We start from the raw sequence: 19,940 nt of genomic DNA, 5'->3' as shown, positions 1-19,940 counted from the left end.
TTTCTCATTTAACCTAAAAGGAGGAATCGATATGCCAATAAGGGAGGCAACAGTGACTGATGCCGAAGGAATAGCTATAGTCCATGTGGATTGCTGGAGAACCACTTATAAAGATATAATGCCGAGTGATTTTTTAGATAATCTGTCTTATGGGCAAAGGAAAGAATTATGGAAAAAGAATATATCCAGTGATGGAAATTATGTTTATGTTGCTGAAAATAACGAGGGGAAAATAGTAGGATTTATAAGTGGCGGGAAAAGGGAAAAAAATAAAGTTGAGGATTCTGGTGATTTAACTTCAATTTATATCCTCGAAAATTTTCAAGGAATGGGGATAGGTAAGGAACTCATCAAAGAATTATTCTTTAAATTCGACGAACTGGGATTTAAGACAATTTTCGTTGAGGTGCTTGAAGATAATAAATCTCGATACTTCTATGAGGCATTTGGTGCTGAATTGCTTAAAACCGAAAAAATCAAAATGGCTGGCGCTGAATTGAATCTATTGGTTTATGAGTGGAAGGATATTAGCCCAGTATTGTTATGAGCGGCATGCTACCGGGAGAGGCCACTTTTTCTTTGGCAAAACCAAAAACTCCTATTATTTAATAGGAGCTCCAGATGATTTCCTGATTACCAATTCAGGCTTTAAATTGATCGTCCGATAGTCGGCAGGACCGACTTCATCCACTCGCTCGATCACTAATTGTGTTCCTAGATATCCGAAATCGTAAGCAGGCTGTGAAGATACGGTTAAAAAAGGATCGAAGTCCGAGAATAATTCTAAGTCGTCAAAGCAAACGACGGCAATGTCTTCAGGCACTTTAATCTGTTTTTCTCGTAAACTTTTTATAATTTTGATGGCAATGAAATTGTTGGCGGCAAAAATCGCCGTTGGCCGCTCAGAGGGCGGGACATTCATCAACCCGTCAATACCGTTCCATTGCTTTTCCTGTTTGTAATGAGTCTCTATGACGAAAGAGTGATTGATGGTCAAATCATTTATTTTCAGCGTTTCAATATAGGCCTGATAACGCTCTTTCGAAGTGGAGATCGTTAGCGGACCATGAACCATAGCGATTCGTTCGTGTCCAAAATCGATGAGATGCTGAAGAAGCTTTTTCGTTCCTTCATAGTTATCACCAAGTACCCGATCACAAGAAACATCTTGAATTTGCCTATCTATCAATGTAAATGGAACCCTGTTTTTTATTAATTTCTTTAAATTTTTCATCGATTGATCGCCTGTTGGTGCAATGATTACGCCATCCACCCGTTTTGAAATCAATGCATCGATATATTCGCTCTCTTTTTCGTAATCCTCATCGGTATTGCATAAAATGAGCTGATATCCCATTTGATTGGCTTTATCCGCGGCCCCTCTCGCCACCTGGGTGAAAAAGGGGTTCGTGATATCGGTTATGATTAATGAAAGCAGCTTCGTTCTTTTAATATTCAAACTTTGGGCAGCGGAATTCGGTATATAGTTAAGCTCTTTAATGACCGCTTCAACTTTTTCCCTTGTCTTTTCACTGATATTCCCTTTATTATTAATGACTCTCGATACAGTCATCGTTGATACATTCGCTTTTTTCGCAATATCGTAAATTGTCGTCACTTTTTGTACCCGCCTTTACATTATCCCTTATATTGTATCATAAGTATAAATGGTTATTTTATACTTTAGCACTTGGAAGATCATGTTGACCCGGATACGGTACGGAGATTCAAAAAAGACACAGTCCTTCGGAAAGGACTGTGTCTTGCATTTCATTTAATTTTGATTAAATCCGCTTTCGTCCATGTAAAATACTTCCCAAGAATGCCCGTCGATATCCAGAAAACTCCAACCGTACATGAAACCATGATCAATGGCTTCATTGAAAGGCTTTCCGCCAGCATCCAGTGCCCTATTCACGATTTCATCGACTTCTTCCTTACTTTTAACGGACAGGGCGACGATGGCTTCCGTACTCGCTGCTGAATTCGGGATGTCCTTCTTCGTAAACGTTTTAAAGTACTCTTCCACCAATAACATGACATATATGGACTCGCTGATAACCATGCATGTTGCATTTTCATTGGTCATTTGCTCGTTAAACTCAAAGCCGACCTTTGTGAAAAATTCTACTGAGGCATCCAAATCTTTAACAGGCAAGTTTACAAAAATCTTTTCCGCTTGAACTCCCATCCAATTCACCCTCGCTTGATTTATTTGTTCACTCACCTACTATTCGCTGCATTTTTCGATTATCCTGCTTGCAGCATAAAAAGTGAGATCACCATAAAATCTTCCTACTTCAAATAAACACTCATAATCTGTGTTTCGTTTATATTCGCTTGGGTGCTATTTGTTTTTTCCAATTTTTCAACTAGCTCGCCATTCGTGACAACAATCGGAGTTACGATGCTTGGAGCTTTGGATTTTATCAGATCGATATCAAATGTAACAAGCTTGTCTCCTGCTTTTACATTTTGCCCTTCTGCGACATGGACTTCAAATCCCTCACCATTAAGGTTAACTGTTTCCAATCCAATATGAATCAACAATTCAATGCCATGCTTTGTGCGGAGGCCCATTGCATGTTTAGTATGAAAAACCTGGATTACTTCTGCATCGATTGGAGATACGACCAACCCCTCCTCAGGAAGTATCGCTATTCCGTCCCCCATCATTTTACCGGAAAACACCGGATCTGGAACATCTTCAATATTTATTACTTGTCCATTAATAGGAGCAAGCAGCTGTTCCACACTTTCTTTTTTACTGAATAATTTCTTGAACATGCTATTTCCACCCTTCTCTTTCGTTCTTGAATCTCACAAATAGTTGATTAATTCTGATAATCATTTCTATTATTTATCCTTTTTTGATTTGCCTTCCGCTTTTTTCTTTTTGTTCTCTTCCACTCTAAATATAACCATCTCGGTTATTAATTCATAAGGAATTGGCTTGTTTAGCGGAAACTGAACGGCCCCTTTTGAACATTTATATTCCGTTAAAGCAGATTCAAACGAAGTGATTGCGCTAGGGGTCGGATAGAATCCAATATGTTTTTTATAGGCAGCGAAATGTACCAGATTTCCATATAAAACAAAGGTAGGCATTTGATAGCTTATCTTTTCTTCTACATCCGGTGCTGCATCCTTTATGACTTTTCTCAACGTTAGTAGTATCTCCTGAACTTCTTCGGGAAATTGTATAATATATTCATCAATTGAATGAAATGTATTGGTTCCTTCCATGGTTTCTCCTTTCTAAAACCAAATGATTCGTCATCAATACCTTTAATATAACATTTTATCCTTCCACTATCATGTTCCGTTACCTTTAGGGAAAGGAACCCGGGCACTCGCGGCTAATTCCGCCAGTTTTCCCCAGTACAAATCATATGATTGGAGATCAAAAAGATAGTTGGATACTTTCAATAAAAGCTGGGAGGCACAATTAACGAGGCGGATGCTTAGATAGACATTGGGCATTTGAATGACAAAACCCCCGAATTCGAATGAATTCAGGGGTTTTGGATTTTTTTGTATTTAACGGCTCGTGTAACCTGCATCGACATGCAAGGTTGTGCCCGTTACATAAGAGGACTGGTCTGAAGCTAACCATAAGCTAGCCTGTGCGACTTCCCTTCCTTGCCCAAACCGGTTCAACAGGCTAAGCTGCGGTGCGTATTCTTCTTCGGTGAAACCAAACTGGTCCAATGCTCCTCGTAACATCGGAGTATCAATGGCACCAGGGGCCACAGAGTTAACACGGATGTTTTTGTCTCCATTTTCTAGTGCAGCGACTTTCGTCATTCCGACAACTCCGTGCTTTGCCGCGACATAGGCCACATTATCCGGCTGAGGACGGAAGCCGCTGACGGATGAAATATTGATGATCGATCCACCGTTACCTTGCTTAATCATCTGTTGCAGTTCATATTTCAAGCATAATGCTGTTCCTTTAAGGTCTATGGACATAAGCTTGTCCCAATAATCTTCATCAAACTCGGCTACTGGTTTGTCATCAGGAGTCAGGGCTGCATTATTGACAGCAACATCCAGCCTTCCAAATTTCTCAACCGTTGCATCAACTAGTGCTTTAACCTGTTCCGTTTTGGAAATATCGACTTTTTGGAAGAATGCGATTCCGCCGTTAGCCTCAATTTCCGAAACTGCCTGCTTACCTTTTTCTTCGTTAAGGTCAGCTACCACCACTTTGGCACCTGCTTCTGCAAATAGTTTAGCCGTTTCGAGACCCATGCCCATTGCAGCTCCTGTTACGATTGCCACCTTATCTTGCAATACTGGATATGTCATTCCAATCACTCTTCCTTCCTATATCTTAGAGTATCGTGTAATTTCATCCAAACCGGGGTTCAGGTAATTTATCCCACCTAACCTTCCCTAAATCATGGATATTATCCAAAATGGAAACTATCTCGACATTGAGATATCATAAAACAATTAAAGTATAAAATGTTTATGAAAGGGCTTCAATATGCAATACTATAAGAAATGTATGATACCCGACAGATTCATCGTTTTTGTCCATTAAAAAATCAGGAAGGAGTATTTCCATGTCCATTCAGCATCCAGATAGACGAGTAAGAAGAACAAAAGAGAGCTTTAAAGCAGCTTTATTAACTTTGATGGAAGAAAAAAACTTCCATACTATCACCATTACTGAAATCGTGAATATGGCGAATTATAATCGTGGAACATTTTACTCCCATTACGAGCAAAAGGAAGATTTATTGGATGAAATAATCGGGGAGATGTTCGAAAAATTGAATGAAGCTTACCGTAAACCTTATCGCGGCTTATCAGTCGTCGAATTCAATAACTTACCTTCAAAATCGATTGTATTATTTCATCATTTCTTAGAAAACAAAAAGTTTTATAAACTGATGTTACACCCAGAAACTGCCTATAACTTCCGTGAAAAAATGACAACCAAACTAGCTGAATTATTCAGGGAAGACTATAAATACTCGACTGAGGTAAATCCGAATATTGATATTGACCTTTTTAGCACGTATCGGATCCATGGCATCATTGGATTGATAATAGAATGGATTGACAATGATTTCGAACAATCACCTGCGTATATGGGCGACCAGCTTATTCAAATATTGAATTTTCACACACCGAAATTCTATCTAAAAGACCGCTGACCCCCACATAGCTTCATTGATTTTCTTGTTTTCCTTGCCTTCCCCCTATCGTTTAATCGCAATTATCTATCCTTTTATAAACTCTTCCATTCTAATCATTACACCTTCCAGCATGGTAATCGACCTTGAGGCATTCAAAGGTTCCATATCCAAGGAATGGTTTGCCTGCGGGATTTTATCGATTCTTATGTTCGTTTTATTTTCAATCGCTTGAATTTTATCTGGAATATAATGATGATCTTTTTCTCCTATAACTATATGTGCTGAATGATTGCTGCTCAATAATCCATCAAAAATCGAATCGAACTTCAATAGGGGCGTAAGCAAAATCATTTTGGCTTTCATAAACCGCTCACTTTTCATAATTCCGTTGATGATGGGGATGGTACCAAGTGATTTACCTAAAAACACCGTTCCTTGATATTCATGGTTTTGAAGTACTTCCGTAATGACGGGATTTATATCATTAACGATCACTTTTGTTATATCTACCAATGGATGCTTGAAAATATCCTGATCGTAAGCGTAATGAATATGCACGACATCATACTGATTTTGAAGCATCACCATCGTCGAATAATAGAATAACGGCTTCTCATACGTGTACCCCGCACCTGAAAACATAAAACACACGGCTGGACTTCCGTTTTCAATATGTGTGTATGTAATTTCTTTTTCATTACTATTTACTTTTCTTTGGTTAGCCTTCATGATAGATTCCTCCCTTTATCCATTCTCGCACTTGCTCTAAACATTCATTAGCCACCCGCTGCATTCCTCCTTGACAAGATACTATCTAGATAGAATCCAAGAATTGGGTTTCGTTTTTTATCGGGAATAGGTATACTTTAGCTATTAACCTATTTTATGGAAATTACTTCTGATGATGTATCAATCCAGCCTTAAAGGAGAGTGTGTAATGAAAATCAAAACGTTATGTTTCATTCTTGTCCTGCTAGTCACTGGTTCCATGGGTACGATTCAAGCAAGTGCAAACGATCAAAAGGTGAAAGAACTGGATATCGGGGAGTCTTTCGATGGTGCGGAAGGCACGATGGTTCTCCAAAACTTAAAAAATGATAAAGTATATATCTATAACAAACAGAGAAGTAAAGTACGCTACACCCCAGAATCGACATTCAAAGTCGCGAATGCATTAATCGGTCTACAGACAAAAGCGGTGAGCGATGAATATGAAGTGAAGCGCTGGGATGGCGTAATCAGGGAATTTGAGGATTGGAACAGAGATCATACGCTGGCTTCAGCCATGAGGCATTCCGTGATCTGGTATTATCAAGCAATGGCCCGCGATATCGGGGCGGAAAACATGCAGAAATATGTGAGCCTGATCAATTACGGCAATCGTGATATCTCCGGTGGGATCGATCAGTTCTGGCTCGACAGCAGCATAAAGATTTCTGCCCGGGAACAAGTCCAATTCATTGAAAACCTTGTAGAGGAAAAACTGCCTATCGATAAACAGCATATGAGAACCGTAAAGAGAATCATGATCAATGAAGAAGCAGACTCATATGTCCTCCATGGAAAAACCGGTACACGCCTTTCTGATATGGGATTGGGCTGGTATGTGGGTTACATCGAAACGGACAAAGGCAAATGGGCCTTCGCAACGAACATGGACGGCAGCGGAAGCAAAGCCAAAACGATTACACTTGATGCCCTGAAAGAGTTGGATATCATAAAGGAATAATAGTTCACGCATGCTCAAAATTCTTGGGCATGCGTTTTGCTTTGTCTTAAAGATATCTAAAAAGTTGATTGGAACGGAAGGTACGAGACTCCTGCGGGAAAAGCGAGTGCCCTGCGTTCCAACGCAGGCTTTGTGACTTTCTGAGAGAGTGCGTCCAACTCCAGAGGCTATTGTGAGTAAATGGAAACAAATTTTTCCAGAACGGTTCCCCTCCAAGAGATTCGAACAAGCTAAAATAGCTTCACTTGAATAGATAAACGCGAAATTACGACGTTATTAAAATCGAAATATAAAAAAGCCCCATTTCCCGGTGCTGCAGGCGGGAAATGGGGCTTTGGTTACTACATGAAAGCAAATGCTCTCCTTTTATGATTTACATGTAATGAATTATATTATTTCGATATATCCTTCTGTTCCATGCACGCGAATTCGTTGACCATCTCTTATGATCTTGGTGGCATTTTCCACCCCGACAACCGCCGGTAAGCCATATTCACGCGCGATAACCGCTCCATGGGTCATCAGTCCGCCAACCTCGGTAACTAGACCTTTTATGGAAACAAACAATGGTGTCCAGCTAGGGTCGGTAAAGGGGGTGACCAATATATCTCCCTCCTCTAAATCCGCATCTTCCATGTTTAAGATGACACGTGCCCTTCCCTCAATAACTCCGGAAGAAACAGGTAGCCCTATAATAGCTTCGGCTGGGAGATTTTCTCGTTTGTACTCACCCACAATGATTTCACCATCAGACGTGATAACACGTGGCGGAGTTAGTTTTTCATATAATTTGTACTCTTCTTTACGTTTGCTGATGATCTTATAATCCAATTGATTTGTGTGTACGACTTCGTGAAGTTCTTCAAAAGTGAGGTAGTATATATCTTCTTTTTCACGAATGACTTTGGCTTGTAAGAGTTGTTCGGCTTCTTTCAATAAAGCCTGCTTATAAACGAAGTAGCGATTAACCATGCCGTATTTTGGATATTCCCGATAACCGATGAAATTCCGGACTAGGCTGATCATTCGTTTTGTTTCTTTGGCTTTTTGTTCACCATCCGGTAATTGCTTCAATCGATCTAATAACTCTTGTTCTTTTTTCAAAGCTTCCTGTCGCCCTTGCTCAAATTTCCGATTGCTGGCATTAGGCTCAAAGTTTTTGATATTGCTGAGAATCATAGGGATGAGTGTAGACGGTTTTTCGCTCCAACGAGTTTTAGTAATATCGATTTCTCCTGTACATCGCATTCCGTATTTGCGGAGATAATCATGGATAGCGTCTTGGGTTTCCTGTCCACCATCAAACTTAACCAGTTCATCCAAAAAGTTATCATTTTTTACATGTTGTAAATAATCAATTACTTCTGGATAAGGACGAATCACATCTGCGATATCCAATAGCGCCAGACCCATTTCCGAAGTAATATTGTTTGGTACAGATTGAGAAAGCGTATCTGCTGCGTTTTTTTCACCTAACCACTTGTTCATTTTTTCATTGATCCATGATGAAGCATCCATAGCAGCCATAAACACAGCTGAACTTTTTGGGTCAAATAAAATCTTCTTTAATATCTGGATATCTTCCAGAATAAAATCGAGTAAATCCGATCCTGATTTCGTTTGGATGTTTTGTTTTAACTCTTCTATCGATAGTTGACTGCTCTTAATCAAATCAGAAACGATTGTCGGGTCGTTTTCGATTTGTGCCCTAGAATCCGCGGACGACACACTTTTATTGCTTTTACCGGAACCCTGCCCTTCCTTATCATTTGGTAAGGGTTTTATGAAATCTCCTCGCTCTATTATGGTAATGAGTGCGTTTTTCATGAGCGGATCGTGTTGTCCCATGCCATCTAATAACATTTTTCTGCTGTCAGGTGAAGCCAGCATATGTGTGACATCAACAAATAACCTTCCACCAGCTTTACGCATGGGTGCATTAGTCGTTAACAGGAAAAAGGACAATCCCAGCGGTTTCATGGAATCGGTCATCATTTGTTGGTGACCAACAGATATATACACGTGATTCTCCTGATCATTTGCTTCAGGAATGGGATGCAAAGTAGTGATTGGCCGGCTCTGGACAATATAAAATGTATCATCAACCAAACACCATTCGATATCTTGCGGGCAGCCAAAGTAAGCTTCGATCTGTCTTCCTGTGCGTGCTAGTTGTAATATTTGTTGTTCAGTAAGAGTTTGAGTCTTTTGCCGATCGGGATCGATCTGCTGGGTCTCCGTTCCGCCTTCTTTTAGTCCATGGATAGCCAATTTTTTGGTTGCTATCCTCTTATCGACGATTTTCTCTTCTTGCACTTTATAGTTATCGGCAGAGACCAAACCAGAGACCAATGCTTCTCCAAGTCCAAAACTCGCATCGATCGATAGCAGCTTTCGGTTAGAAGTAATCGGATCAGCGGTAAATAAAATCCCTGAAGCCTGTGGGAAGACCATCCTTTGAACGATAACGGATAAATAAACCTGACTGTGGTCAAATCCATTTTGCATACGGTAAATTACCGCGCGATCCGTAAACAGGGAAGCCCAACATTTGCTGATATGCTGCATGATGGCATCGACGCCGATGATATTTAAATACGTGTCTTGTTGACCAGCAAAAGAGGCATGTGGCAAATCCTCGGCAGTCGCACTAGAACGCACTGCATAAGCATGTTCATCACCAAACAGGGAGAGATGGTGAGCAACAGCCTTCACTACATCGGAAGGAATTTCTACTTCCATTATGATTTTCCGAATCTTCCTGCTGATCTCGCCAATTCGATCTCGATCCTCTACTTTTAACCGTGTTAGTTGATCCACCAATGCGCAGAATGCTTCGTTTTGTTCAAGGGCTTTTTGATAACCTTCTGTCGTAATACAAAATCCATCTGGCACTTGTATTCCCTGAATCTTCGATAGTTCCCCTAAATTCGCTCCTTTTCCTCCGGCGAGTAAAAGTTGCGTTTTATCGATCTCCCGAAACTCTAGTACATATGGTTTCATTTCTTTCCCTCCCATTTATCGCTCAATACCAAGACAAATCATTCTCTGATCAACCAATTGCGCGGTACATTCTTTCTTGCACCTGATGAAGTTCCACGTTCATCAAACACTCCTTAAAAAATAAAAATAGGGGTTGACTGAAAAGGACTTCATGAAGTATAATTAAAATAGGGATAATTTATACAAAAATACTTTGAAGTTGTGTAACTATATAAATTTACCACAGTTTTTCTTTTTTATCAATGATTAAAAGAAGAAAAATTTCACAAGACCATTGACTACAAAAATGATATCCAAATAGACGATCATTTCATGTTAACGTCAGGAAAATGCCGATTTACAATGAAATTCAAATATTAAAAAGCCCAATTTCTATATAAAGAAATCGGGCTTTTTTCGTTCCCCCATTAAAGTGCCCTTTAATAAGGCTGTTTTCGCATACTTTGTGCTATTTACCAAGTAAAGCGGTGTGGTCAGATGCTCGCTCCAATCAGCCTTAAATCGTTTAGTTTTTAAAAACAACAATCTTTACGAAAAGAGCCTTTAATAAGAACAATGAAGAAACTAGTTATCTCGAATTAACCTAGAATAGTAAGTGGAGGTGAATCGGTCTTTTCTATTTCCATGATGGTTTTCTTGTTTTGTTGTACTAAATGAACGCTAAACCTTTTTCCAGGATCGCACCCGATTGCGGAAGATGATTATAAGTTTTGCTCACATTCCAATTACGGAAACCATTTCACCATGTTGCACGAGGAGAATAAAACAATGATATTTTTGTACATAATGGTACAGGTGTAAGTTTTAGAAGTTTCCGCTTGAAAACAGAACCTATGTTCGTGTATACTTTAGCAGTTATTACTAAGGAATCCAATTTTAATTCAAAGGGGAATGAAAATGATTAGACCGTATTTAATGTTTAACAGAGAATGTGAAGAGGCTTTCAAACTTTATATGGAGGCATTTGGCGGGGAACTTATTGCGATGCAAAAATATAGTGAGCTCCCTTCAAGTCCAGACTTTCCTGTTGAAGAGAGTGATAAAGAACTTGTTCTATACTCACAATTAAGAATAACAGAAGATGGATTTATTATGGGTTCTGATTCAAAACGCGAATTGAATGATAGTGACAAAGTGGTTGTAAGCGTGGAGCTTAACTCGGAGGAAAAAGCCAGAAAGGCATGGAACCTATTAAAAGAGGGTGGATCTATACATATGGATCTTCATGAAACATTCTTTGCGAAACTTCACGGTTCGTTGAAGGATAAATTCGGCATTTCATGGATGTTTACTGTCAACTAAATTGAATCCAATGCCAAAAGACAACCCGTTATATGACTGGTTGTTTTTTTTATTCGGATCACAATCCTCATTTAAAAATCACTCAACCACCTGGCATTAGCTCCATAAAAAAAGAGCTGCCAATGCAACTCCCTTATTGAAGTAAGGCCTGTTAATTCCCTTGTATCCCCATTCATTTCAATACAAAAAAAATAGTGTGAACCATACAAACGCAACACCAAAATCAAATAATATCCGGCTCTTATTTTCCTTTTTTAAGAGTTTTTCGAATGCGTCCATTATTGACCCAATCCCTAATAAGATTAATAAATATTTTATGAAATTAAAATTAAAATCATGTATTATTCCTAATATTAAATTCAAGCCCATTAATATTATCATTAAATATCTAATCAGAGTAAACGGTTTTGTACTTTCACTTTTTTCAAAAAACAATCCCATTACATCTTTCAACTTATTTGACATTAAATTTCCCCCATAAAACTACAAACAAATTTAATAAACTATACCATAACGCAAACTGGTCTTCTTCAACAAGCTAACCTTTTGTTGCATAAGAAAAGGAGCTTCAGATCAGCTCCTGGTAATGAAGTAAAGCACCCGCTAATTGGATAACAATTGGCAGCTGTTTTTTTACTGTTAATATATACAAGGCTGCCCACCGCACCCTGGATAAAAAATGGTTTGATCGAACACGACAAACCGGTCTTGTATCGAATCAATATTTGCCGAACATTCTTTTAGATATCTATTCTCTCTATATAACTCTATTCGTGGCCATTTTTTTCTCTTTTTATTGCCTTGATATCCTCTGCCAGCATGTCAACATGTTCTTTTTTCGTAGCCCAACTGGTGCAAAACCTTACAGCACTGTGTGCAGCATCGACCTTTTCCCAGAAGGAGAATGAATACTTTTTGCCTAATTCCAAAATTACATCTTCAGGCAAAATGGGAAACTGCTGATTTGATGTGGAATCATATCGTAATGAAAATCCACTTTCAACAAATGCTTCTCGAATCATCATTGACATTTCCACGGCATGATTAGAAATTTCATAGTATAAGCCATCTTCAAATAAGGTTTCAAACTGGATCCCCAATAGTCTCCCTTTAGCCAGTAATCCACCCTTTTGCTTGATAAAATACCGGAAATCCTTTTTCAGGGCATCATTCATGATGACTGCCGCTTCACCAAACATTGCACCAACTTTTGTTCCCCCTATATAGAACACATCACATAGCCTTGCAACATCTGCCAAGGTTAAATCGCTGTCTTTTGAAGCCAAACCATACCCTAATCTAGCTCCATCCAATACCAATGGCAAACCACATTCCCGGCAAACTTTACTTAATGCTTCCAATTCTCCTTTACTGTAAGTCGTTCCATTTTCCGTAGGGTTAGAAATGTAAACCAAGCCTGGCTGTACCATATGCTCATGAGTAACATCATTCCAGTGGGCATCATATAATTCTTTCACCTGTTCAGCTTGAATTTTTCCATCATCACTCGGCAAGGTAAGTATTTTATGACCAGTGGCTTCAATTGCTCCTGTTTCATGTACTGCGATATGCCCGGTAATTGCAGCAACTGCACCTTGATGCGGCCGCAAAATTGAAGCGATGATGGTTGTATTCGTTTGTGTTCCCCCTACTAAAAAGTGTATATCTGCATTCGCCGCATCACACTCTTTTCGAATGTACGCTCTCGCTTTTTCACAGTGCTCATCCACTCCATATCCCGGTGTTTGTTCTTCATTGGTTTCTATTAATCGTTTCAGAATTCGCTCATGAGCACCTTCTGTATAATCATTTTCAAAACGTATCATCCTATATTCTCCCCAAACTATCCAGTTTCTTCTGAATGAACATCATAGAAGCATGGATTTCTTTTATTTCATTTTGTGATAATCCTTGGAATAACCTCACTATTTGTTCATCAGATCTTTCATTAAGCTGGTTAAAAAGAGTCATCCCTTTAGGGGTCAGCCGAATCAAACTAGTCCTGTTATCCAAGGTCGAGTTTTCCTTCATGACCAGTCCATCTTTACTCAGCTTGCTAATTATTCTGCTCATATAGCTGCGATCAATTTCCAGCTTATCAACCAAATTGCTTGCTATACACTGCTCCATCAAACCGATTTCTAAAATGACCCGTGCCTCAGTGAAGGAATACCCGGTATCCAAAATATGCTTATCCAATACACCAAGTATATTTGTATAAAATCTATTGAACTGCCGTATATCAGCCATGGTATTTTTACTAATATTCATTGTTGACTTCCTTTTTTAGTGGACTTTATCCACTAATACTTTATTGTAATTAGTGGACTTTGTCAACATTTTCATAAATCTTTGAAGAATCCATCGATCCACTAGTTTAACCTATTTCAAAAAATTCACTTTTAGCTTGAAATTGATTTAGGTTTTTTAGGGTGATTTTTTATTCTCAAGGAAGTTACAATGATTCAATTAGAAATAATTGTAAAATATCTCCCTCTATTGTTGTAAAAAGGGAATCCTTTGATTCATAACTTTAATCTATAAAATTAGAGAGTTATCAAACACGGGATGAGTTAAGGTGCATAATATAGGATTATGATATTTAACTATATTTCTGAAAGGATGTAATATTATGTATCCTCCTTACACTAACCCACACCATCTCAAACAAGAAACATTATCACAGGTTGGCCCTTGGGTACAGTATGGTTTAAACGAAGCTCAAAAAACATCGATCCCTCATGCAATGATGGAAATTGCAGCTATAGCCTATCTGATGGGTAAAGGATATGATCCAAGGATGGCGCATCAAATGGTCGAATCATGGGAAGTTAATGAAATGTTTTAACGACTGTAGCTTTAAAATAAAGATTAAGCAAAATGTCCTCTTTCCCCCATATTAGCGTAAAAAAAAATCCATTTTGAAAAAGGATTGATCAAAATGGATTTTCTTGTGATTCAGTTTTTTTGATTATTTTTGTGAGTCTTTATGAACTACCCACCCGTTAGTTGCATAAGACATTCTGATTTTAGCTTCCGATTTAAAATTCAACTTAAGCTTTTAAGACTTTGAATGCTTCCCGAACTTTTCGAGCAAATTCCAATGGTGGTTCGATTGATTCAAAATGCATATACATGGCTCTAGGATTTTCAAACAACCAATGATTATGAACTGCCGTTACAATAATATCCCTTTCCCTTAATTCTGTTAACAATGGATTGACCTCGACTTGAAGTAGAACTGTTTCACCTAGATTTAGTGCATTTCCTTTACTATCTATATTCTCAAAGCTGAAAAATTGAGGATTTACTAACGGTGAATTAGTTCTCCTTCCAAGTATTTTAAATGGTATGTCTCTAAATCTTTGAACTAGACATACTCCATTCATAAAACTGGCATTACCGTCAAGAATCCTTGCAAATTCACTACATAAATCCCTTTTTGAGTCCTTCCCCATCAAGTTCACTCCTCATAATAAAACCATTTGTACCCACTTAATCTGGTTTTATTGTATGCGGGTGGATTATTTAAGATTGGGCAAATGAATGGAAATAACAAACCTCATTGGGTCCATTCATAAAAACACCAAGGAAAGATCTTTTTTTACCCTGCCCTTTGGGGTAGGGGAAATTTGCTTAGAATACGTTTTCCGCGAAATACTTGCCGGTACCAAGTGTCCATCACGCTACGAAAACAATCCCCCAAAAAACGAGCCCAAAAATTTCATTCGGGGGTAGTTATGGGATTTTAACTTGATGGTTATGTGGCCATACCTCCTTAAGGGTACTTTTTATATTCAAAAGGCCGCCAAATGGCGGCCCTCTTATCCAGAATGCATTGTTTTCCTTACTCCCCTATCCCGTTAATTCCATAGGAAAAGAGCTGCCGAAGCAACTCCCTAATTGAAGTAAGGACCCGTTATTTGAAGGTTCAAAAAGCTCTTTGTTTTGTATTGTTCGGGTCGATTGTCTTAATTTTTTTAATGAAATAATAATGTTTGTAGAGGGCGAGAGCTATCAATAAGATTTTCACTAATAGGATGTCCACATAAAATACAGAAATTACGATGAAGAAATCGGCAATTATATTGATTCTGATTTTCTCTTTTCGAGTCATACCTTTTTTTTGCAGGAATGCTACAACGTATTTTTCATATAATGAAGTGCTTTTGAACCAGTTTTCAATCTTCTTGGAACTTTTAGCAAAGCAAAAAGCAGCAAATAAGTAAAACGGACCGCCCGGCAGAACTGGTAACACAGTCCCTGCAATACCAATCAAAAGAGATATGGACCCAAGAAGAAAAAATAGGATACTCTTTATTTTTTTAATTGTAATCACCTTTTTATTTATATTCTATCCCCTTAAAACGTAAAGAGGAAGTCTAATTGATTCAACATCAATGATTAATATCTTCCCTTTTTCTTTTCGAACTAACCTGTCCCTTTATAATGAATAGAGGATAAACAGGATTTCTTATTCATTCATAAAGCATGGTTACGACACCAGCATATTCTGACAAATTTTCTTTGGAAATATCCAATGTCTCAACTTCGGTTGTTCGCTGTCCGGAAATCTGAAGAAACTTATCTACCTTTGAAAACATCAGGCCAACAACCGACAATGCCTTCGTTCTATAGTGCATGGGAATTGTAATGGTAGATTTCAATTGACGCATCACTTGAGCAGCTTCCATTGCACTAATCGTGAATGTACCTCCTACAGGAATGATGAGAATGTCCACTTTTCCAATTTCATTTACTTGTTCTTCTGATAATATATGCCCTAAATCTCCACAGTGACAGATAGTTAGCCCGTCCATTTGGAAACGATATAAAATATTGGGGCCTCTTTTCTCGCCATTTACCTTGTCGTGAAATGTCTTAAATCCACTAATTCTTACATCTTCGCGGATGTATTCCTTCGGCTCATTAACAAGCAAGTATTCACCTGTTGCAGCTTCAATCTTATTGTGATCGAAATGATTATGTGTAACGGCAACTATATCAGGTTCAACACTCGGCATACGATAACGAATGAAACGATGATATGGATCAATAAGAATTTTGGTTCCACTGTCGGATGTTAGTAAAAAGGCAGAATGTCCAAACCATTTTATTTTCATACTAAAATTCTCCTCACTATGCAATTGATTCAAAAGTATTAAAATCAAGCAACTTTTAAGGAAGCCCGGACCTACAGTTCAATATTTATCCATTTATTATAATTCCATATTCATGAAATAGTCCTTCTATACCTGATCTGCCCCTTTAGTTCCATAAGAAAAGCGATCCTCATTAAAGAATCGCGCCCAATCGTGAAAGGAAATTTTTTTATTAAAACGCAGGCGGGGTAACTGAAAATAATACAGCTGCATTCTGACTAAAATTATTTTCCCATTTATGTTTGAAATTTGCCGGTATTTTCACACTATCACCAGCTTCCAATATATATTCTTCTTCGCCTAAGTATAGCTTGATTTTCCCTTCCAAAATATATGCCACTTCCTCTCCCCTATGTTCTATAGGGCTTTCTGACGAGGAGATATTTGGAGGAACTTTCATAATCGCTGTTGCTAGATTACCCGTAAAATCAGGTGACAATAACTCATAAGACAAATGATCAATGATCATTTTCTTACGTTTACTGGACCTCACGATTAAATCCTCCGTAATCGTTTCTTCAAGAAAAAAACTAAATGTTGGAACATTCAAGGTTTTAGCTAAGACCTTTAGGGTTTGAATAGAAGGATTCGCCAAACCTCGTTCAATCTGGCTTAACATTGAAGGTGTAATTTCAGCTAATTTCGCTAACTCTCTACTACTCAATCCTTTAGCTCTTCTATATTTTTCAACTTTCTTGCCAATATCTATATTTTCCATTACTGATACTCCTTAACAACATATTAAATCACACTTAAATAAAATTAATATAAATTAACACCGAGGTGATTGTGTGTTAAACTGTATTAAATTTTATTCAATTATAGTTTACAAAGTGACCTGTTACAAGAAAATGAGGAGGATCAAACAAATGAAAGAGATTGAAAGTAAAGAATTACAATCATGGAAAGACAAATATCCTTTATTAAAGAAGCTCATATCGTTGGATGAAGTATTTTGGCTCAACCCAAATGTCGAAAAATTTCAAACCGGAATTAAAAAATCCCCCCTTACTCAAGAAGATGTAAGAGATGCAGAGGAAAGGTTGAAACGTTTTGCTCCATATATCGCCAAGGTTTTCCCTGAAACAAAAGGGACGAACGGTATCATAGAATCTCCTTTAGTGAGAATTCCTGCCATGAAACATTCCTTGGAACAGGATCATCAACAACCTATATTAGGAGAATTATTACTAAAATGTGATAGTCACCTTCCTATATCAGGATCCATCAAAGCAAGAGGCGGGATCTATGAAATTCTCAAACATGCGGAAGAATTAGCTTTCCAACATCAATTGTTAACCATTGATGATGATTATTCGATTTTGGATAGTGATAGGTTCCGAACCCTTTTCTCAAAATATTCAATCGCAGTAGGCTCGACTGGAAATTTAGGACTTAGTATTGGCATCATCAGTGCAAAGTTAGGTTTTAATGTTTCCGTTCATATGTCAGCTGATGCAAAGCAGTGGAAAAAAGATTTGCTTAGAAGCAAAAATGTCAATGTCATTGAATATGAAGCTGATTATAGTAAAGCTGTAGAGGAAGGCCGTATCCAAGCAGATAGTGACCCGACATGTTATTTTGTGGATGACGAAAATTCCCACGACCTATTTTTAGGATATGCAGTGGCTGCATCCCGTTTGCAAAAGCAATTGGAAGAGCTAGAGATAATTGTAGATGAAAACCATCCTCTGTTTGTTTACCTTCCATGCGGAGTGGGCGGTGGTCCTGGAGGCGTAGCTTTTGGTTTGAAATTATTGTATCAAGACCATATTCATTGTTTCTTTGCAGAACCTACCCACTCGCCATGCATGCTACTCGGTTTAATGACTGGACTACATGATAAAGTTTCAGTACAAGATGTTGGCATCGATAATGTGACAGACGCGGACGGACTTGCTGTTGGAAAGCCATCCGGGTTTGTCGGTAAAACGATGGAACCCTTTTTAAGCGGCAATTATACGGTCAGTGATGAACAGTTGTATAAGTTGCTAAAAGAACTGGTCGATACAGAGGGGATCCATTTAGAACCTTCCGCACTAGCAGGCATGATAGGACCAAGTAAATTATGTAAAGAGGGCATCGATTATTTACAGAAGCATCATTTAACGGAAAAGATGAGCAATGGTACACATATTATTTGGGGGACTGGCGGAAGCATGGTTCCTGAAGAAATGATGAAGCAATATTATCAAAAAGGGTTGAAAGCAGCGTTAGGGAAACAGAAGTAATGTACGTGGCCATCAAACAAAAAAGACTGTAGGCAAAAGGATTCTATCTAACTGTTAAAACAAAGTTGATTGGAACGGAAGGTTCGAGACTCCTGCGGGAAAAGCGCGTGCCCTATGTTCCAATCAACGTTCGAATTTTTTTTCAAAAAAAAACTGTAATGCAGACTGCAGCAATTCTACCCTGCCCCTTTAACTCCATAAGAAAAAGAGTTGCTAAAGCAACTCCCTTATTCAAGTGTTGGTTCACCGATCGAAAATTGAATTAAAGTGTGACAATGATCGGACCATTTTTAGTAAGGATAATCGTATGTTCCAATTGAGCTACATAGCTTTTTTCCGTAGCATAGGTCCAACCGTCTTCTTTTTGGAATACTTCTTCTTCAAAGGTTGAGATAAATGGTTCGAATGCGATAACCATCCCTTCCTTTAATAGTTCATTATCCCATGGATCATTATAATTGCAAATATGGGCAGGCGCTTCGTGTATTCCACGTCCAACACCATGTCCTGTAAGGTTTTTGATGACAGTGAGTCCATGCTGTCTCGCTGTTTCGTATACTGCTTTTCCGATTCTGCTTTTTTTGGAACCGGGTTTTGCTTTCTTAAGACCTGCTTCAAATGCCTTTTTAGCAACGTCGCATAATTTCGTTAATACTTCTTCCCCATCCCCTACTACAAAAGAGATTCCTGTATCTGCGAAATAACCGTTCTTTGAAGCAGATACATCTATATTCACTAGATCCCCTTCATGAATAACCCGGTGACCCGGAATACCATGTGCCACTTCTTCATTAGTACTAATGCAAGTAAAGCCAGGAAAATCATATTCACCTTTCGGAGCTGAAACTGCACCCGCCTTTTCTAAAAGTTCTCCGGCTACATCATCAAGTTCCTTGGTCGTAATCCCTGGAATTGTTCTTTGTACCAATTCATCTCTAATCGAGGCAACAATTTTGCCAATTTCCTTCAAACCGTTAAAATCTTCTTCTGTTTTTGCAATCATTTATTCCTACCTCATTATCTTTTATAGTCTAAAATCCATAAGCTAAATAAGTATTAATTGTACCTTTATTTTCCCGAAAAATAAAAGCGATGTAAATGATTCGCTACAATACCTTTTTTTTCAAGGTCACCATTAGTTTACCATAACTAATTCCAAGACGTTCTATTATTGAAAATTCCTTTACTAAAGCCCAATTGTTGAACAAAGGTCAAACAGTCTCCTTTAGCTCCATAAAATAAAGTAGGGAAACCACTCTCGTGGCTTCCCCCTTATCAAACCGTACGTGCCCTATTAAGGCATACGGCTTACCCATATGTTATAAATGTTTATCAAGAGGATGCGTTCCAGGCATTTTGCATC

At 38.3% G+C, this 19,940-nt stretch carries 21 protein-coding genes; 6 read left to right on the top strand and 15 right to left on the bottom strand.

What is annotated here, in order from left to right; all coding sequences use genetic code 11:
• Nucleotides 1-31 precede the first annotated feature (31 nt).
• Nucleotides 32-547 (top strand): GNAT family N-acetyltransferase, encoded by a 516-nt coding sequence (locus tag N0M92_RS17625; protein ID WP_260287041.1) that lies wholly within the window; start codon nt 32-34, stop codon nt 545-547.
• A gap of 54 nt (nt 548-601) precedes the next feature.
• Here N0M92_RS17625 and N0M92_RS17620 read toward each other — a convergent pair whose 3' ends face one another.
• From N0M92_RS17620 to N0M92_RS17600, 5 genes are all read right to left on the bottom strand, one after another.
• Nucleotides 602-1,618, bottom strand: coding sequence for a LacI family DNA-binding transcriptional regulator (locus N0M92_RS17620; RefSeq protein WP_260287040.1), 1,017 nt, complete (start codon nt 1,616-1,618; stop codon nt 602-604).
• Nucleotides 1,619-1,774: 156 nt separating this feature from the next.
• Nucleotides 1,775-2,191, bottom strand: coding sequence for a VOC family protein (locus tag N0M92_RS17615; RefSeq protein ID WP_260287039.1), 417 nt, complete (start codon nt 2,189-2,191; stop codon nt 1,775-1,777).
• Nucleotides 2,192-2,295: 104 nt separating this feature from the next.
• Complete coding sequence (locus tag N0M92_RS17610; RefSeq protein WP_260287038.1) at nt 2,296-2,787, bottom strand: PTS sugar transporter subunit IIA; 492 nt, start codon at nt 2,785-2,787, stop codon at nt 2,296-2,298.
• A 69-nt stretch (nt 2,788-2,856) separates the two neighbouring features.
• The gene (locus N0M92_RS17605; protein ID WP_260287036.1) at nt 2,857-3,246 is read right to left on the bottom strand and encodes an iron chaperone; all 390 of its coding nucleotides are present in this window, start codon (nt 3,244-3,246) and stop codon (nt 2,857-2,859) included.
• A gap of 294 nt (nt 3,247-3,540) precedes the next feature.
• Nucleotides 3,541-4,311: an SDR family NAD(P)-dependent oxidoreductase gene (locus N0M92_RS17600; protein WP_260287035.1), complete on the bottom strand. Its 771-nt coding sequence runs from the start codon at nt 4,309-4,311 to the stop codon at nt 3,541-3,543.
• A gap of 260 nt (nt 4,312-4,571) precedes the next feature.
• Between N0M92_RS17600 and N0M92_RS17595 the strand changes: the two genes are divergently transcribed.
• Nucleotides 4,572-5,168 carry a TetR/AcrR family transcriptional regulator gene (locus N0M92_RS17595; protein WP_260287034.1) on the top strand — a complete coding sequence of 199 codons (597 nt, stop codon included), beginning with the start codon at nt 4,572-4,574 and terminating at the stop codon, nt 5,166-5,168.
• Between the two features lie 66 nt (nt 5,169-5,234).
• Here N0M92_RS17595 and N0M92_RS17590 read toward each other — a convergent pair whose 3' ends face one another.
• Entirely contained in the window at nt 5,235-5,879 is a 645-nt protein-coding gene (locus N0M92_RS17590) for an alpha/beta hydrolase (RefSeq protein WP_260287033.1), read from the bottom strand.
• Between the two features lie 208 nt (nt 5,880-6,087).
• On the opposite strand from N0M92_RS17590, the gene blaOXA reads away from it, so the two are divergent.
• Nucleotides 6,088-6,879, top strand: coding sequence for a class D beta-lactamase (blaOXA, locus tag N0M92_RS17585; RefSeq protein WP_260287032.1), 792 nt, complete (start codon nt 6,088-6,090; stop codon nt 6,877-6,879).
• A 387-nt stretch (nt 6,880-7,266) separates the two neighbouring features.
• On the opposite strand, the gene ppsA is transcribed toward blaOXA, so the two are convergent.
• Nucleotides 7,267-9,882, bottom strand: a complete 2,616-nt coding sequence (gene ppsA / locus N0M92_RS17580) for a phosphoenolpyruvate synthase (protein ID WP_260287031.1) — start codon at nt 9,880-9,882, stop codon at nt 7,267-7,269.
• Between the two features lie 897 nt (nt 9,883-10,779).
• Between ppsA and N0M92_RS17575 the strand changes: the two genes are divergently transcribed.
• The gene (locus tag N0M92_RS17575; RefSeq protein ID WP_260287030.1) at nt 10,780-11,184 is read left to right on the top strand and encodes a VOC family protein; all 405 of its coding nucleotides are present in this window, start codon (nt 10,780-10,782) and stop codon (nt 11,182-11,184) included.
• 177 nt (nt 11,185-11,361) lie between these two features.
• Here N0M92_RS17575 and N0M92_RS17570 read toward each other — a convergent pair whose 3' ends face one another.
• The 3 genes from N0M92_RS17570 to N0M92_RS17560 all read right to left on the bottom strand — a co-directional run bounded on the left by N0M92_RS17570 (nt 11,362) and on the right by N0M92_RS17560 (nt 13,455).
• A complete protein-coding gene (locus tag N0M92_RS17570) occupies nt 11,362-11,649 on the bottom strand; it encodes a hypothetical protein (protein WP_260287029.1) in 288 nt (95 codons plus the stop codon).
• Nucleotides 11,650-11,951: 302 nt separating this feature from the next.
• On the bottom strand, nt 11,952-13,010 hold the full coding sequence (locus tag N0M92_RS17565) for a threonine aldolase family protein (protein ID WP_260287028.1): 1,059 nt from the start codon (nt 13,008-13,010) through the stop codon (nt 11,952-11,954).
• Between the two features lies 1 nt (nt 13,011).
• Nucleotides 13,012-13,455, bottom strand: a complete 444-nt coding sequence (locus N0M92_RS17560; protein WP_260287027.1) for a MarR family winged helix-turn-helix transcriptional regulator — start codon at nt 13,453-13,455, stop codon at nt 13,012-13,014.
• A gap of 361 nt (nt 13,456-13,816) precedes the next feature.
• On the opposite strand from N0M92_RS17560, the gene N0M92_RS17555 reads away from it, so the two are divergent.
• Nucleotides 13,817-14,032 carry a hypothetical protein gene (locus tag N0M92_RS17555; protein WP_260287026.1) on the top strand — a complete coding sequence of 72 codons (216 nt, stop codon included), beginning with the start codon at nt 13,817-13,819 and terminating at the stop codon, nt 14,030-14,032.
• 205 nt (nt 14,033-14,237) lie between these two features.
• Here the strand turns inward: N0M92_RS17555 and N0M92_RS17550 are convergent, their stop codons facing one another.
• From N0M92_RS17550 to N0M92_RS17535, 4 genes are all read right to left on the bottom strand, one after another.
• Nucleotides 14,238-14,642 carry a DUF1259 domain-containing protein gene (locus N0M92_RS17550; RefSeq protein WP_260287025.1) on the bottom strand — a complete coding sequence of 135 codons (405 nt, stop codon included), beginning with the start codon at nt 14,640-14,642 and terminating at the stop codon, nt 14,238-14,240.
• Between the two features lie 473 nt (nt 14,643-15,115).
• The gene (locus tag N0M92_RS17545) at nt 15,116-15,523 is read right to left on the bottom strand and encodes a YbaN family protein (RefSeq protein WP_260287024.1); all 408 of its coding nucleotides are present in this window, start codon (nt 15,521-15,523) and stop codon (nt 15,116-15,118) included.
• Nucleotides 15,524-15,662: 139 nt separating this feature from the next.
• Complete coding sequence (locus N0M92_RS17540) at nt 15,663-16,307, bottom strand: MBL fold metallo-hydrolase (protein ID WP_260287023.1); 645 nt, start codon at nt 16,305-16,307, stop codon at nt 15,663-15,665.
• Nucleotides 16,308-16,518: 211 nt separating this feature from the next.
• Nucleotides 16,519-17,064 (bottom strand): cupin domain-containing protein, encoded by a 546-nt coding sequence (locus N0M92_RS17535; protein WP_260287022.1) that lies wholly within the window; start codon nt 17,062-17,064, stop codon nt 16,519-16,521.
• A gap of 151 nt (nt 17,065-17,215) precedes the next feature.
• Between N0M92_RS17535 and N0M92_RS17530 the strand changes: the two genes are divergently transcribed.
• A complete protein-coding gene (locus tag N0M92_RS17530) occupies nt 17,216-18,577 on the top strand; it encodes a D-serine ammonia-lyase (RefSeq protein ID WP_260287021.1) in 1,362 nt (453 codons plus the stop codon).
• 262 nt (nt 18,578-18,839) lie between these two features.
• Here the strand turns inward: N0M92_RS17530 and map are convergent, their stop codons facing one another.
• Nucleotides 18,840-19,580 carry a type I methionyl aminopeptidase gene (gene map, locus N0M92_RS17525; protein ID WP_260287020.1) on the bottom strand — a complete coding sequence of 247 codons (741 nt, stop codon included), beginning with the start codon at nt 19,578-19,580 and terminating at the stop codon, nt 18,840-18,842.
• Nucleotides 19,581-19,940: the final 360 nt, after the last annotated feature.

The organism is Peribacillus aracenensis (genome assembly GCF_025175645.1).
GTDB classification, from domain to species: Bacteria; Bacillota; Bacilli; order Bacillales; family DSM-1321; genus Peribacillus; species Peribacillus aracenensis.
Note: the sequence above shows the minus strand (reverse complement) of the source record. Positions and strands in the feature narration are given on the sequence as shown.